Raw genomic sequence first — 15,007 nt, forward strand, 5'->3', positions numbered from 1 at the left:
AAGGATGGTGAATCAATTGAAAGGTCTTCTTGTTGCCATTCTCTTAGTTGTTTCACCAATATGGCCATTAGGAACGAATCCGCTTCCAGGGGATCCATTTTTAATCATAAATAAAAGTACAAATCAATTAGCATACATTGATGAAAATCAAGTTCTAAACGTTGTCCCGGTTGCTACTGGACAGACCAAAGATTTAACTCCAGAAGGATTATTTACGATTACAGTAAAAGCGAAAAATCCCTATTATCGTAAAAAAGATATCCCGGGTGGTGACCCGAGAAATCCATTAGGTACAAGGTGGATTGGTTTTGATGCTGAAGATACTGATGGGCGAATCTATGGAATACATGGAACAAATAATCCAGATTCAATCGGAAAATACATCTCCCAAGGCTGCATCCGTTTGCACAATCAAGAAGTTGAAGCATTGTTTGAAGATATACCACTGGGGACTAAACTGCTTGTGACGAATTCTGAAAAAAACTTTTATGAGCTTGGGTTAGAATATCATGCGTTAAACTAAAAAGGACTGTTCGAGTGTGAACAGTCCTTTTTTACATTTTATTATAGAAAAGCTGCTAGTCCCGTAAAGAGTGTAGAGGCAAGCATCGCAAAAAGCATAAGATATATGATGATCTTACGGGTTTTCTTTTTCCCCAAATCTCATTCTCCTTTCGAAATCCTCATTCTTACTTACTATAGTACATCTGAATAAGAGTTTGTTCAACTACATAAATTGGCAGGAATTTTGACGATTTATAGCGAATAGAGTGAGTATTGCAACTAATTAATGTAGTGGAGGGTTAGCATGATTAAAAAAATTGATCATATCGGTATAGCGGTTAAATCGCTTGAACAGGCTCTGCCTTTTTATACGGATGTATTAGGATTACCTCTATTAGGAATTGAAGAAGTAGAGAGTGAAAAACTTCGGGTGGCTTTCTTAAAAATAAGCGAATCAAAAATTGAATTGCTAGAGCCGACATCACCTGAAAGCACAGTTGCTAAGTATATTGAAAAGCGGGGCGAAGGAATTCATCACGTGGCCCTAGGGGTGGACTCTATTCAAGACAGGATTAATGAAATGAAAGAAAAAGGAATTCAGATGATTCAGGATGAACCTAAAACTGGTGCGGGGAATGCATTGGTCGCCTTTATGCACCCTAAATCAGCTGGCGGAGTATTGGTAGAACTATGTGAAAAGAAGGGACTGAACCAGTAACATGACGGACATCTATGAAAAGATAAATGAACTTTACGACAGGAGACGAGAAATTGAACTTGGTGGTGGGGATGAGCGAATAGAAAAGCAACATGAAAAGGGAAAATTAACGGCGAGAGAAAGAATTGATTTACTTGTAGACCCGGGGAGTTTTGTTGAGTTAAATCCATTTATCGAACATCGGTCTGTGGATTTTGGTTTGGAAAACCAAAAAGGACCTGGCGATGGGGTTGTTACTGGATACGGAAAAGTTAATGGCCGTCCAATTTATTTATTCTCACAAGATTTTACCGTTTTTGGCGGTGCTCTTGGGGAAATGCATGCCCATAAAATTGCTTCGGTCATGGATTTGGCAGCTAAAAATGGGGCTCCTTTTGTTGGATTAAATGACTCAGGTGGTGCTCGGATTCAGGAAGGGGTTGTTTCCCTAGACGGCTATGGGCAAATCTTCTATCGAAACTCGATTTATTCAGGTGTCATTCCACAAATCTCAGTCATTATGGGGCCATGTGCTGGGGGTGCTGTTTATTCTCCAGCAATAACTGATTTTGTTTTTATGGTTGAAAAAACAAGTCAGATGTTCATAACAGGTCCAAAAGTTATTGAAACTGTTACAGGAGAAAAAATCTCGGCTGAAGATCTTGGTGGGGCTAAAGTACATAATACAGTTAGTGGAAATGCTCATTTTCGAGGGGATTCCGAAGAGGAGACTTTGGAAATGGTTCGCACGCTACTAAGCTACCTACCTCAAAGTTTTGAGGAAAAGCCTCCGAAAATGGATGCAGTTGATGAAGACGATTATCGTCCTGATTTAACCGATTTAATTCCTTTTGATGCAGTTCGACCTTACGATGTGCGTGTCGTTATTGAACAAGTGGTCGATAAAGGTTCTTTTATGGAAATACAAAAGGACTTTGCTCGGAATATTGTCATTGGTCTTGCACGTATTAAAGGAGAAGTCGTTGGTCTCGTCTGTAACCAGCCAAAATTCATGGCAGGAGGCCTCGATATTGATTCGTCGGATAAGGCTTCAAGGTTTATTCGATTCTGTGATTCATTTAATATCCCAATTATTACGTTCGAAGATGTTACCGGTTTCTTTCCTGGAATTAAACAGGAACATGGAGGAATTATTCGCCATGGAGCTAAAATCTTATATGCTTATTCCGAAGCAACTGTTCCGAAACTGACAGTTATTTTGAGGAAAGCTTATGGTGGAGCCTATGTGGCATTAAACAGTAAGTCTATTGGTGCTGATCTCGTGTTTGCTTGGCCAAATGCTGAAATTGCAGTTATGGGCCCTCAAGGTGCGGCAAACATTATCTTCTCTAAAGAAATTCAGAATAGTGCAGATCCTGAAGCGACAAGAGAACAAAAAATCAACGAATATCGTGAAAAATTTGCCAACCCATATGTTGCAGCTAGCAGAGGAATGGTGGACGATGTTATTGATCCGCGGGAAACAAGGATTAAAATTATTCAATCACTAGAAATGTTGAGATCAAAGAAAGAGAACCGACCAAAGAAAAAGCACGGAAATATTCCGTTGTAGTGTATTGGGATAGAAAGTTTGCGAAGGATAAAGTTAGAAATGTATACTGATATAGTATATATAAACTTGGAGGTCCTCTTAAATGATTAACCATGAACGTATGTTGAACGAGTTTTTAGAATTGGTTCAAATCGATTCTGAGACAAAGTATGAAACTGAAATTGCGAAAGTATTAAAACAAAAATTTACCGATTTAGGTGTCGAAGTTTTTGAAGATGACACAACGAAGCAGACAGGACATGGAGCAGGGAATTTAATTTGTACATTGAAAGGGACAAAAGAAGGAGTTGACCCTATCTATTTCACTTCTCATATGGATACGGTCGTTCCGGCCCGGGGAGTTAAACCTTCTATTAAAGACGGGTATGTTGTAACGGATGGTACGACCATCCTTGGGGCAGATGATAAAACCGGACTTGCGGTCATGCTTGAAACTGTCCGCGTTCTAAAAGAGCAAAACATTCCTCATGGAACAATTCAATTTATTATTACGGTTGGAGAGGAATCAGGTTTAGTAGGAGCAAAAGTTCTTGACCCATCTCGCTTGATAGCTAAGTATGGCTATGCTTTAGATAGTGATGGAAAGGTTGGAAATATTGTTGTTGCAGCACCTACCCAAGCGAAAGTTTTCGCGAAAATTTATGGGAAAACGGCTCATGCTGGAGTGGCTCCAGAAAAGGGCGTTTCCGCAATTACGATTGCAGCGAAGGCAGTTGCGAAAATGCCACTTGGCCGTATTGATGAGGAAACAACAGCAAATATCGGTCGTTTCCAAGGTGGAACTCAAACGAATATTGTTTGTGATTATGTTGAGATCCTTGCAGAAGCACGTTCTTTAGTGCCTGAGAAAATGGAAGCACAAGTCGCTAAAATGAAGGAAGCCTTTGAATCCGTGGCTGAACAAATGGGTGGGAAGGCAGAAGTCGAAGTAGATGTCATGTATCCAGGATTTAAATTTGGTGAAGGTGACTTAGTCGTTGAAATCGCTCGAAAAGCAGCTAAGAAAATCGAACGTAGTTGTGAACTTTTAAAAAGTGGTGGCGGTAGTGATGCTAATGTCATCGCTGGTTTCGATATTCCAACCGTTAACCTAGCTGTTGGCTATGAGGATATTCATACCACAAACGAAAAAATGCCAATTGAAGAATTAAACAAGCTTGGTGAAATGGTTATTGCGATTATTCAAGAAGTTGCAGCACAATAAGAACGATTGAAACAGAGCATTCGGTGAATGCTCTGTTTTTTTGTTTATTATATTTTTCATCAGAAAAGGTATATGGTCATAAAATAGGCTTCTGATTTCAAACGTATCGTCCTTCTATTTACAAAAAGACACGATTTATTCTCGTAATGGGTTCCGTTTCCGAAATCACTAACATTAAAAATATAAGTCAAAATGAGTACCAATTTACATAATAAAATTGACAATCATTTTTATATGAAAATTTGTGATGCACCGTAATTTGTAGGGTACAATGGCTGTTTTGCCCCCGCAATTTCATAGATAATTTATCTATCTTAGCGGAGATTTTCCGGTTAACTGCAAAATATAGCTCTTTTCTGGGTATATAACCGGAGATTTTCCGATTAATCAATCCCAAAAGTACACATTTTCACGTTTTTAGAGTCAATAGTAGGAATTCTTTCGTCTATTTCAGCTGTTATCAGCGTTATTTCCTAATTAAGAGGAGTTTCTCCGCTTATTGCTAATTGATCAAATCTAGCTGACTCCCTCATCTTTGTCCGCCGCTCTTTTATAGTTAGCTAGGGACAGAATATTAAGAGGCGTTAATGCAATGAGCAACCAATAATGGTTCAGCATCGTGAACTGAGCATCTATTTTCAATAAAATAGTTCAATTTACACAAAAAACAATCTATTAACACCAAAATCTTACATCTCACATACTTTCCTCAATTAAGTCTGAGCTAATGTCACAAATTGTTCATGATTTTCACTCTTTGTTCAAGCTTACATAAGGAATTTTTCAGTACTATTAAGAGTAAGGTTTCGATTTCATCAATGGAAAGGGATGCTTAAATGTCAAAACTATTATATATTACAGCTAATCCTAAAAAAGAACCTCGTCTCTCTAAGGGCGCTCAAATTGGTGAGGTGTTTCTTGAGACTTTTCAAACAGAACAGCCTGATGTAGAAATTGAGCGTATGCATTTATATGATATGGAAATACCGCGAATCGATATGGACCTTTTATACGCCCGAGCTAAGTTGTCGTTTATGGGATATACATTCGATCAGTTGTCAGATGGAGAAAGAGAAAAATATACAAACATGCATGCTTTAGCAGACTGGTTTATTGCTGCAGATTATTATGTGTTTGTGACTCCAATCTGGAATTTAGGAGCTCCCGGAATTTTAAAAGAATTCATGGATAATATGTTTTTAGTGAATAAAACATTCATTTCAACCGAACAAGGACCGAGAGGATTGTTAACGAACAGAAAGGCCATCCATATTCAAACTCGTGGAGGAATTTATTCAACAGGACCAATGGCAGACTTTGAAATGGGTGACCAATATGTAAGAAAGGCACTTACTTTCTTAGGCATGGATGTCATGGACACCATTGTTGCTGAAGGAATGGATCATTTTCCAAAACAGACTCCTGAAATTATGGCCAAAGCAAAGGAACAAGCTATCGAGGCTGCTAAAGCTATGGCCAAAAGGACCATTACTACTTAAAGAAGGAGAAATGGCTCGCAAACTGCGGGTCTTTTTTTCATTTTTGTGACAGGATGAAAATACGGAATAGTTTAACTAGTCCAAGAAATAATTCAATAATCAAGTCCTTAAGAGCCCCTTCTAATTTAGGATAATCTATGCGAGTCATTTATGCCTGCTACCTTCTGGGCAGAGCGTTTCAGCTTTGGTGGTTGTTAGTGGTAAACTAAAAGGGAACATTATGGAACGTGCGGTGAGTATAAATGTATCCGAAAAACGGAAAAGTTATTTTTCACGTTGATATGAATAGTTTTTATGCTTCGGTTGAGATGGCCCATGACCCAACATTGAAGGGAAAACCTTTGGCGATTGCTGGGAATCCAGAAGAGCGAAGAGGAATTATTGTAACTTGTAGTTATGAAGCGCGGAAATTTGGTGTGAAAACCACGATGCCGCTATGGGAAGCGAAGAAATTATGTCCAACTCTAATTGTCATGACTCCTAATTTTGATCGTTATCGAGCTGCTTCGACTGCCATGTTTGAGCTCTTAAGACAATTCTCAGACCTAGTTGAGCCGGTCTCTATTGATGAAGGCTATATGGACATTACCGAAAGCAAGGAGCTTGGTTCGCCACCAGCGATTGCTGAGCTAATCCAAAAGCGGATTTTCGATGAGCTTAATCTACCATGTAGTATCGGGATTGCTCCTAATAAATTTCTTGCCAAAACAGCCTCCGATATGAAAAAGCCTATGGGAATTACGATTCTAAGGAAACGGGATGTTCCAACTGTTCTTTGGCCACTAGATGTCGAAGAGATGCATGGAGTAGGGAAAAAAACGGCAGAAAAGCTTAAAAGTCTTGGGTTACAAACGATCGGTGACTTAGCTGCTGCTAATGAAATTCAATTAAAAGCACTGTTAGGCATTAATGGAGTTCGCCTAAAAGAAAGAGCAAATGGCATCGATAAACGCCAAGTTAATCCTGATTCTGTGTATGATTTTAAAAGCATTGGCAATTCCACAACACTACCGAAAGACACAACCAATCAAAGAGAATTGATTACTGTTTTTGACAGGTTATCAGAGCAGGTAACATCTCGAATGAGTCGCAAACAAGTGGTTGCGACTGTATTGGGAATTACAATTCGATATAAAAGTCGGCAAACCATCACTAGGAGTCAAAAGCTTGAAAATCCGATCGCGCGTAAATCCGAAATATTTGAGGTAGCAAAGCAGTTGTTTAACAGGAATTGGGATGGAAATCCAGTCAGGCTTCTTGGGATTACGGCAACAGGTTTACAAGAAGTAGAGGAAGCCGTCAAACAGTTGGATTTATTCACTTATGAGAAAGAAGCGGAGAAGGAGCCACTGCTAAATACAATGTCCAAATTGAAAGATAAATATGGTAAAAATATTATCGGAACAGCAAGTAGTCGGGTCAATCAAAAACGGCCTTTGAATATAGACGGTGGGACGGATACCAGTTTTAATAAAGATTTTCTACAAGGAGATAAACCAAATTCAACTGATAGTTAATATGCCTTGAGTCATTGTAGAACTTATTTTGTCTTTGAAAACCAAACGACTATAGAAGTGAGTATTATTTACAAAAAAAATCAAAATAATATAGCAAGAGTAGATATTTGCAAACTTAGGTTTTTACTGATAAATTAGAGTTTATTAATTACACAACAAGAGTTAGAAGGGACGTAGGAAAATGTCAAAACAGCAAATTGGTGTTGTAGGTCTAGCAGTAATGGGGAAAAACCTTGCTTGGAACATGGAAAGTAAAGGATATTCCGTTTCTGTTTATAATCGTTCACGTCAAAAGACGGATGAAATGTTAGAAGAATCAAAGGGGAAAAAGATTTTTGGTACTTTTTCCATTGAGGAGTTTGTAAACTCTTTAGAAAAACCTCGTAAAATTATGTTGATGGTGAAAGCCGGTGCCGCAACTGACGCTACTATTGATGAGCTTAAACCTTATCTTGATAAAGGAGATATCCTTATTGATGGCGGAAACACATTGTTTACCGATACGCAACGCCGCAACAAGGAGTTAAGCGAATTGGGGCTTCATTTTATCGGAACTGGTGTTTCTGGCGGTGAAGAAGGGGCCTTAAAAGGACCATCGATTATGCCTGGTGGACAGAAAGAAGCTTATGAACTAGTGGCGCCGATCTTTAAAGATATCTCTGCTAAAGTAAATGGTGAACCTTGTACAACTTATATTGGTCCTGACGGCGCTGGACATTTCGTCAAAATGGTACATAACGGAATTGAATATGGAGATATGCAACTAATCTCTGAAGCCTATTTTCTCCTAAAAAATGTTCTTGGATTAAATGCTCAAGAACTACACGAAGTATTCTCTGAGTGGAATAAGGGTGAACTAGATAGTTATTTAATTGAAATTACTGCTGACATCTTTACGAAAAATGATGAGGAAACAGGAAAACCTCTTGTTGACCTTATTCTTGATACAGCAGGGCAAAAAGGAACAGGTAAATGGACAAGCCAGAATGCTTTAGACCTTGGTGTTCCACTGCCGTTGATTACAGAGTCTGTATTTGCTCGTTTCATCTCAGCGTTGAAAGATGAGCGTGTGACAGCAAGTAAAATGTTACGTGGACCAGAGGCACCGGCCTATACAGGCGATCGTGAAGCACTTATTGAGGCAATCCGTAAAGCGTTGTACATGAGTAAAATTTGTTCTTATGCTCAAGGTTTTGCGCAAATGAGAGCCGCTTCTGATGAATTTGGTTGGGATTTACGCTATGGGGATATTGCGATGATCTTCCGCGGTGGTTGCATTATTCGTGCTCAATTCCTTCAGAAAATTAAGGATGCGTATGATCGTGAACCAGGATTGAAAAACCTTTTACTTGACCCATATTTCAAAGAAATTGTTGAAAGCTATCAAGGTGCATTGCGTGAGGTTGTAGCGTTAGCTGCTCAGCAAGGGATCCCAGTTCCATGTACAGCATCAGCTTTAGCTTATTATGACAGCTATCGTACTGAAACGCTTCCTGCTAATCTTCTCCAAGCACAGCGTGATTATTTCGGTGCTCATACTTATCAGCGTATTGATAAAGAAGGAGTCTTCCACACTGAGTGGTTAAAATAATTCATAAAAAAACAGCGGACGTGTTCAACGTTCGCTGTTTTTTATCTTTTTCAGGAAACAATCAGAGCTTCTCCCCCTACGATAAGTCAAGGGTCAGTAGTTTCACAACTGCCCGTAAGAGCCCTTAGAAATATCTTATCTCAGTTGGAGAGCACCACAAGGAAGGCTGCGAAGCTTTTTGAGAGACCATACGTTGCTGACCAGGGCACTTCTGCTTTTCGATTGTCTACCTCCTAGGGTCATAAGCTAGCTTGTCTAGTTTGCGGCTCCCTAGTAGGGACTCGAGACATAAATTACACCCTGCTAGAAGGTAAAGAACACCTTCTTACAGGGTGCGTCTTTTGCTTGTCGTCCCTTTACAGTCGCCTACACTTTTTTGACACCCGAAATTGAAGGCAAAAAGCGCCTTCTATTCCGGTTTGTCTTATGCCTGTCGGAGTTGAACGAGCCGCTTCCGCTTTTCGCTTGTCCGGCTCCAGTGCCCTAGCAGCTAGTGTCCTTCCCTCTCCGCCGCAACGATTGCGTCAACATCGAATCGCTCCGCTCTTCGTGTTTCCTTTATCTCAGTTGGAGAGCTCCAGGCCATACGCTGCTGACCAGGGCACTTCCGCTTTTCGCTCTAACACTTTTCTACGTCTAAGTTGGTTACTGGCCACCAGAAGTGTCCTTCTTTTTCTAGAAGATCATCTGCTGCTTTTGGTCCCATTGACCCTGATTCATAATTTGGGAAGTTTTGTTCTTTTTCGTTTTCCCATACCTCGGAAATATTATCTACAAAACTCCATGATAAGGCCACTTCATCCCAATGTGTGAAATTCGTTGCGTCGCCTCTCAGGCAGTCATACAATAACTTCTCGTATGCTTCTGGAGTATTAAGACCGTCGATTCCTTTGTTGGCATAGCTTAATTTTACAGGAGTCGAGTTCATGTATTGCCCTGTTTTTTTAGCATTTAAATAGAGGGTAATTCCTTCTTCAGGCTGAATGTGAATGACTAGTAAATTTGGGTTGACAGAACCTTCTTGTCGATTGTATAAATCCATTGGAATATCCTTAAATTCAACAACGATTTTTGTTGTTTTAGCTTCCATGCGTTTTCCAGTACGGATGTAAAATGGCACGCCCGCCCAGCGGAAGTTGTCAATCATTAATTTACCTGCAACAAATGTCTCTGTATTCGACTCTGGATTCACCATGTCTTCTTCTCGGTAAGCTGGAACTTCTTTTTCGTTCATCAAGCCTTTATCGTACTGCCCACGAACAAAATAATCCTTTACCTCTGATCCTTTAATCGGTCTTAATGCACGGAATACCCTTACTTTTTCTGAACGGATTTCATCTGTAGTTAAGCTAATTGGAGGTTCCATAGCCAACAGGGAAACCATTTGTAGCATATGGTTTTGCACCATATCTCTAAGTGCTCCGCTTTTTTCGTAATAACGTCCTCTTTCTTCAACCCCTAAAGTCTCGCTAGAAGTGACCTGAATATTGGAGATAAACCGATTATTCCATAGCGGTTCAAACAAAGCATTAGCAAAACGGATAACTTCAATGTTTTGAACCATTTCTTTGCCTAGATAATGGTCGATTCGATAGATTTCATCCTCAGAAAAGGCAGTCCGAATTTGCTTATTTAGCTTTTTAGCGGACTCAAGGTCATGGCCGAATGGTTTCTCGATGACCAGTCTTTTAAATCCATTTGTATCTGTTAATCCATCAATTTTCAAATGCTCGGCAATTGTTCCAAAAAATTCTGGAGCCATTGCTAAATAAAAAATACGGTTGCCGTTTAATTGATAGTGATTATCTAATTCTTCGGCGATTTTATTTAATGAAGCATAGGAGTCTGAATCGGTTACATCATGGGAATGATAATAAAATTTTGAGCTAAATTCTTTTATTTTCTCTTGATCGGATGTCTCATTATGAATCGATTGACTCACACTTGCATGAAATTCTTCATTTGATAATGATCGTCTTGCAACACCGATAACCGCAAAGTCACCAAGCTTATTTTTCTCATACAAGCGGAACAGAGATGGGAATAGCTTACGTTTAGCTAAATCCCCAGTTGCTCCAAAAATCATTATTAGTGCTGTTGGTTTTTCGTTTTGTGCCAAATTCAAGAACCTCTCTTTATAATAAATTGAATTTTTATGTAACGTCGCTTCAAGTATTAGATTTTAGCCTTTTTGTGACAAATTAGCAACTGATAGGTTTAGAAATAGTTTTATCTTGTCGCTCCAATTTATCCTGATTATTGTGTTATAGTTAAACCATTATTATTAGTTGCAGGTTGTTGCAATACATAAGGAGTTAGAAGGATGGACGTATTTTTTTTAGGGACGGGAGCTGGAGTCCCGGCAAAGCTTAGAAATGTAACTTCAATTGCTCTTAAGCTACTTGAAGAGCGCGGGAGCATTTGGCTTTTTGATTGTGGAGAAGCTACGCAACATCAAATATTACATACAAGTATTAAACCTAGACGAATTGAAAAAGTATTTATTACCCATCTTCATGGGGATCACATATATGGTTTGCCGGGCCTTTTATCTAGTCGTTCTTTTCAAGGTGGCAATACGAAAGTGACCGTTTATGGTCCTAGTGGAATTAAGGACTATCTTGATATTAGTTTAAGAGTAAGCAAAACGTACCTGAAATATCCACTTGAAATTATTGAAGTGGAGGAAGGGACGGTTTTTGAGGATCATCAATTTCACGTGGAAGCGAAACTCTTAGACCATGGTCTGCCTTCTTTCGGTTACCGAGTGGTCGAAAAAGATCTCCCTGGTCAATTGTTAGCTGATAAATTACAAGCAATTGGTGTGAAGCCTGGTCCAATTTATAAAAAGATTAAAGAAGGACATACGGTCGAGTTTAATGGGCAAAAGCTGAATCCATCTGATTTTCTTGGGAAACCACAGAAAGGGCGGATTGTAACGATTTTAGGTGACACAAGACCTTGCGATGCTATTCATAGTCTTGCAAAAGATGCAGATTTCCTAATTCATGAAGCAACATTTGCTGGGGACGATGGGGAACTTGCACATGAGTATTATCATTCAACAACGATTCAAGCGGCAGAAGCAGCACAAATAGCCAACGTAAAAAAATTATGTCTGACACATATTAGTTCCCGTTATGATCGCGAGGCATGGCTACAGCTTGTTCAAGAGGCTAGAACGGTATTTGCTGAGACAATGATTGCGGAAGACTTTTTAGAAGTGGGTATTCCGCTTAGAAAAGATTAATAGATATAGGTTCTTTATTAAACTTTGGTCCTTGGATACGATTAAGGTTGTTATTGAAAAATATAAGAAATAAGTAATTTATTAATTTATCTAGAGATGGAAATCGGCAGGACTGTATAGTAAGGGGGAAAGATGCGTTGAATAAAAATGCGTTAGAGAAGATTACATTTGCTAACATAGAAAAAAAGATGCATGCAGAAGAGTTTGATTTCAAATTTATTAATGAACTTATTAGTATTTTTCAAATGTGTAATTCCGATAAAAAACAAAAAGAATTTCAAACACGAATGTATAATTTACATTATAAACTCCCAGAAGAGTTCCAAGACCAGGAGACCTGCCTCAAGATTTATAAAGTGTCACAACAATGGATTGAAAACGAAGTCACCAGACTTGAAAATGAAACAAAATTACCATGGGAAGTCCAAACAGAAGATATTCAGAAATTAGACGAGAAGATTAGAAAGACACAATTAGTAATAAGACATAGGCTCTCAGAAGTTGTTTATGACTTAATTAATTAAGTCTTTAAAAAGCTCAGAGGTACCTGAGCTTTTTAAAGACTTGTGAATTACATTGTTATTTAGCCTGTTATTATAGGTTGCTCCACAATAACTGATCTACTATGCATTCCATCCACGGATATACTGTTTTGGTGATTCAATCTCGGTACCGAGCTCTTTCGCAGCAGTTCGAGGCCAGTAAGGGTCACGGAGAAGTTCCCGTGCAATAAAAATGAGATCTGCTCGGTTGTTTTGGAGAATTTCCTCAGCTTGTATCCCTGTTGTAATTAAGCCAACTGCACCTGTTGGAACCTCGGATTCATGTTTGATTTTTTCTGCGAATTTAACTTGATAGCCAGGATAAACATTGATTCTTGCTGGTACAACGGCACCCGAACTAACATCAATCAAATCAACACCTTGTTCCTTCATCGACTTGGCTATTGTTATGTAGTCGTCTATAGTTAAGCCTTCTTCATTGTAATCACAAGCTGACACCCTTACAAATAGTGGACCTTCCCACACGGTTTTCACTGCATCAATGACTTCACGGAGAAATCTATAGCGGTTCTCTTGGGTGCCGCCGTATTCATCCTCACGCTTGTTTGTGAGTGGTGATAAAAATTGATTGATTAAATAACCGTGCGCAGCATGAATCTCAATGACTTCAAAACCTGCTTTCTTTGCCCTTTCCGCAGCTAACCTGAATGCTTCAATGGTATTTTTGATGTCCTCTTTTGTCATCTCTTTTGGTTGCTTATACCGTTCGTTAAAGGCTAGAGCAGAAGGTGCAATAATTTCCTCAGGTAGTTCTGCTTTTCTTCCTGCGTGAGCAATCTGAATTCCTGCTTTTGCCCCATGTCTGTTAATTCGCTTTACTAGCTCTTGTAGACCCTCGATATGCTCATCGCTCCAGATTCCAAGGTCATTAGGGGAGATACGACCTTGGGAAGTGACTGCTGTCGCTTCTAAAATTACGAGACCGACTTGTCCAATTGCTCTACTTTCGTAGTGAGTATGATGCCAGTCTGTGACCTTTCCATCTTCTTTCTCAACGGAGTACATGCACATCGGAGCCATGACAATTCGATTCTTTAATGTTAGATTTTTTACTTGATAGGGAGTAAATAATTTTCGGTCCAATATAAACCCTCCTGTTTTTTATTTTCGGTATAAGTATAACAGGAGAGATGTTATTTTTCTCTTTGTTCGTTTTGTAGGGAACAATGTTTGAGAAAAGAGTCTTCAAAATATAAAAGACAAGTAGAAAATGGTAAACTGGCAAAGTGGAGATGAGGTTTCACAATCCCGCTCACAGTTTAATCCGCATTTTGATAGCTGGAGAATCCTCTTTTTGTTTTATCCAAAAAGAACGAACTAGTTATTGGTTGAATGGATTTTACCCTGAGGACTAGAGAAAAAAGCAAAACTACTTTACGAAGCCATATGAGGTGAGGCTTATGAACAATCGTATAAAAGAAAAAAATATTGTCATTACGGGGGCGTCCGGAGGAATTGGGGCGGAAATGGCTCGACTTTCAGCGCAATCAGGTGCTAACTTGGTTCTCCTAGCTCGTAGTGTTGATAAACTTGAACAGTTAAAAAAAGAGCTTGAAAATGAATTCGGTGTACATGTTGTGGTAAAAAGCTTGGATGTTGCTGATACGGAGGCCGTCCAACGTGTTTTCAAGGAAGTTTTGTCTGAAATAACACATGTTGATATTCTTGTGAACAATGCCGGATTTGGTGTTTTTCGTCATGCTCATGAAGCTGATTTAGCCGAGGTAAAATCGATGTTTGAGGTAAATGTAATTGGATTAGTGGCCTGTACATCGATGGTACTCCCTAGCATGAAAGGGAGGAAGAGTGGACATATCATTAACATTGCATCACAAGCTGGCAAGATAGCGACGCCGAAATCGAGCGTTTACTCGGCGACCAAACATGCTGTGCTCGGGTATACCAATAGTTTGCGCATGGAAGTAAGTGATGAGGGAATTTATGTTACTTCTGTAAACCCAGGGCCCATTGAAACGAATTTCTTTGAGATTGCAGATAAACAAGGGACATATGTTAACAATGTGAAAAAATTTATGCTTCAACCCGAGTATGTTGCGAAAAAAGTGGTAGAACGAATGATGACAAGCACTAGAGAAATTAATCTGCCAAGATGGATGAATGCAGGTAGTACTATTTATGCTCTGTTTCCACGGGCATTTGAGCGAATTGGCAAACGAGCATTTAATAAAAAATAGAAAAACCGGCTGTTTAAAAACAGCCGGTTTTTCTATTTTAAGCGGGCTTATTAATCATCACTTATACAGTTTAACTGGTTAAAAATTCATATACGGTATCATTAACGGCCTCGTATAGGTCGATGCTTGGGTCTGCTGCCTTTAGTGTGACTATTTTTTCGCACATTTTCTCGGTATCCTCTATTGAAATGAACTCTTCCCCTGTACTGTATTGTAACAAGCAGTTCTGAATCATTTTTCGAATGAGTTTTTTCTCCATTCGTTGCACCTCAAATTAATTATAGGCCTTTTCAAAGTGAGAATCATGCAGTCTTACAAAAATCTATTGGTTGGAATAAAAGCTATTTAGAACGTTGATGGGAAAAATTCCTATTGCAACCGAACACATATTCGCTTATGATGAGGAATATAATA

Annotated in this window: 14 protein-coding genes; 10 read left to right on the forward strand and 4 right to left on the reverse strand. The window is 39.1% G+C overall.

The genetic code is table 11. The features are described from left to right. Nucleotides 1-4 precede the first annotated feature (4 nt). Nucleotides 5-523 carry a L,D-transpeptidase gene (locus M3182_RS11765; protein ID WP_251558185.1) on the forward strand — a complete coding sequence of 173 codons (519 nt, stop codon included), beginning with the start codon at nucleotides 5-7 and terminating at the stop codon, nucleotides 521-523. A gap of 41 nt (nucleotides 524-564) precedes the next feature. Here the strand turns inward: M3182_RS11765 and prli42 are convergent, their stop codons facing one another. Then, nucleotides 565-660: a stressosome-associated protein Prli42 gene (gene prli42 / locus M3182_RS11770; RefSeq protein ID WP_251430268.1), complete on the reverse strand. Its 96-nt coding sequence runs from the start codon at nucleotides 658-660 to the stop codon at nucleotides 565-567. A gap of 148 nt (nucleotides 661-808) precedes the next feature. Here prli42 and mce point away from each other — a divergent pair, with 148 nt between their 5' ends. The 6 genes from mce (at nucleotide 809) to gnd (ending at nucleotide 8,585) form a co-directional block, all read left to right on the forward strand. Then, on the forward strand, nucleotides 809-1,222 hold the full coding sequence (mce, locus tag M3182_RS11775; protein ID WP_251430265.1) for a methylmalonyl-CoA epimerase: 414 nt from the start codon (nucleotides 809-811) through the stop codon (nucleotides 1,220-1,222). A gap of 1 nt (nucleotide 1,223) precedes the next feature. After that, on the forward strand, nucleotides 1,224-2,774 hold the full coding sequence (locus tag M3182_RS11780; RefSeq protein WP_251430262.1) for an acyl-CoA carboxylase subunit beta: 1,551 nt from the start codon (nucleotides 1,224-1,226) through the stop codon (nucleotides 2,772-2,774). A gap of 82 nt (nucleotides 2,775-2,856) precedes the next feature. Continuing rightward, nucleotides 2,857-3,978: a tripeptidase T gene (locus M3182_RS11785; RefSeq protein WP_251430259.1), complete on the forward strand. Its 1,122-nt coding sequence runs from the start codon at nucleotides 2,857-2,859 to the stop codon at nucleotides 3,976-3,978. An 836-nt stretch (nucleotides 3,979-4,814) separates the two neighbouring features. Further along, on the forward strand, nucleotides 4,815-5,477 hold the full coding sequence (locus M3182_RS11790) for an FMN-dependent NADH-azoreductase (RefSeq protein ID WP_251558187.1): 663 nt from the start codon (nucleotides 4,815-4,817) through the stop codon (nucleotides 5,475-5,477). A gap of 242 nt (nucleotides 5,478-5,719) precedes the next feature. Next, nucleotides 5,720-6,994, forward strand: coding sequence for a DNA polymerase IV (locus tag M3182_RS11795; protein WP_251558189.1), 1,275 nt, complete (start codon nucleotides 5,720-5,722; stop codon nucleotides 6,992-6,994). A gap of 181 nt (nucleotides 6,995-7,175) precedes the next feature. After that, nucleotides 7,176-8,585: an NADP-dependent phosphogluconate dehydrogenase gene (gnd, locus tag M3182_RS11800; protein WP_251430248.1), complete on the forward strand. Its 1,410-nt coding sequence runs from the start codon at nucleotides 7,176-7,178 to the stop codon at nucleotides 8,583-8,585. 619 nt (nucleotides 8,586-9,204) lie between these two features. Here the strand turns inward: gnd and zwf are convergent. Next, nucleotides 9,205-10,671 carry a glucose-6-phosphate dehydrogenase gene (gene zwf, locus M3182_RS11805; RefSeq protein ID WP_432806603.1) on the reverse strand — a complete coding sequence of 489 codons (1,467 nt, stop codon included), beginning with the start codon at nucleotides 10,669-10,671 and terminating at the stop codon, nucleotides 9,205-9,207. Nucleotides 10,672-10,908: 237 nt separating this feature from the next. Here zwf and rnz point away from each other — a divergent pair, with 237 nt between their 5' ends. Continuing rightward, nucleotides 10,909-11,835: a ribonuclease Z gene (rnz, locus tag M3182_RS11810; RefSeq protein ID WP_251430241.1), complete on the forward strand. Its 927-nt coding sequence runs from the start codon at nucleotides 10,909-10,911 to the stop codon at nucleotides 11,833-11,835. A 137-nt stretch (nucleotides 11,836-11,972) separates the two neighbouring features. Further along, nucleotides 11,973-12,359, forward strand: a complete 387-nt coding sequence (locus tag M3182_RS11815; RefSeq protein ID WP_251430237.1) for a hypothetical protein — start codon at nucleotides 11,973-11,975, stop codon at nucleotides 12,357-12,359. A gap of 99 nt (nucleotides 12,360-12,458) precedes the next feature. Here the strand turns inward: M3182_RS11815 and namA are convergent, their stop codons facing one another. Then, on the reverse strand, nucleotides 12,459-13,481 hold the full coding sequence (gene namA, locus M3182_RS11820; RefSeq protein ID WP_251430233.1) for an NADPH dehydrogenase NamA: 1,023 nt from the start codon (nucleotides 13,479-13,481) through the stop codon (nucleotides 12,459-12,461). Nucleotides 13,482-13,798: 317 nt separating this feature from the next. Here namA and M3182_RS11825 point away from each other — a divergent pair, with 317 nt between their 5' ends. Then, nucleotides 13,799-14,593, forward strand: a complete 795-nt coding sequence (locus M3182_RS11825; protein ID WP_251430230.1) for an SDR family NAD(P)-dependent oxidoreductase — start codon at nucleotides 13,799-13,801, stop codon at nucleotides 14,591-14,593. Nucleotides 14,594-14,663: 70 nt separating this feature from the next. On the opposite strand, the gene M3182_RS11830 is transcribed toward M3182_RS11825, so the two are convergent. Continuing rightward, entirely contained in the window at nucleotides 14,664-14,852 is a 189-nt protein-coding gene (locus M3182_RS11830; protein ID WP_251430226.1) for a YqzH family protein, read from the reverse strand. Nucleotides 14,853-15,007 lie beyond the last annotated feature (155 nt).

It is taken from the genome of Mesobacillus maritimus (assembly GCF_023715205.1).
Lineage (GTDB): Bacteria > Bacillota > Bacilli > Bacillales > Cytobacillaceae > Mesobacillus_B > Mesobacillus_B maritimus_C.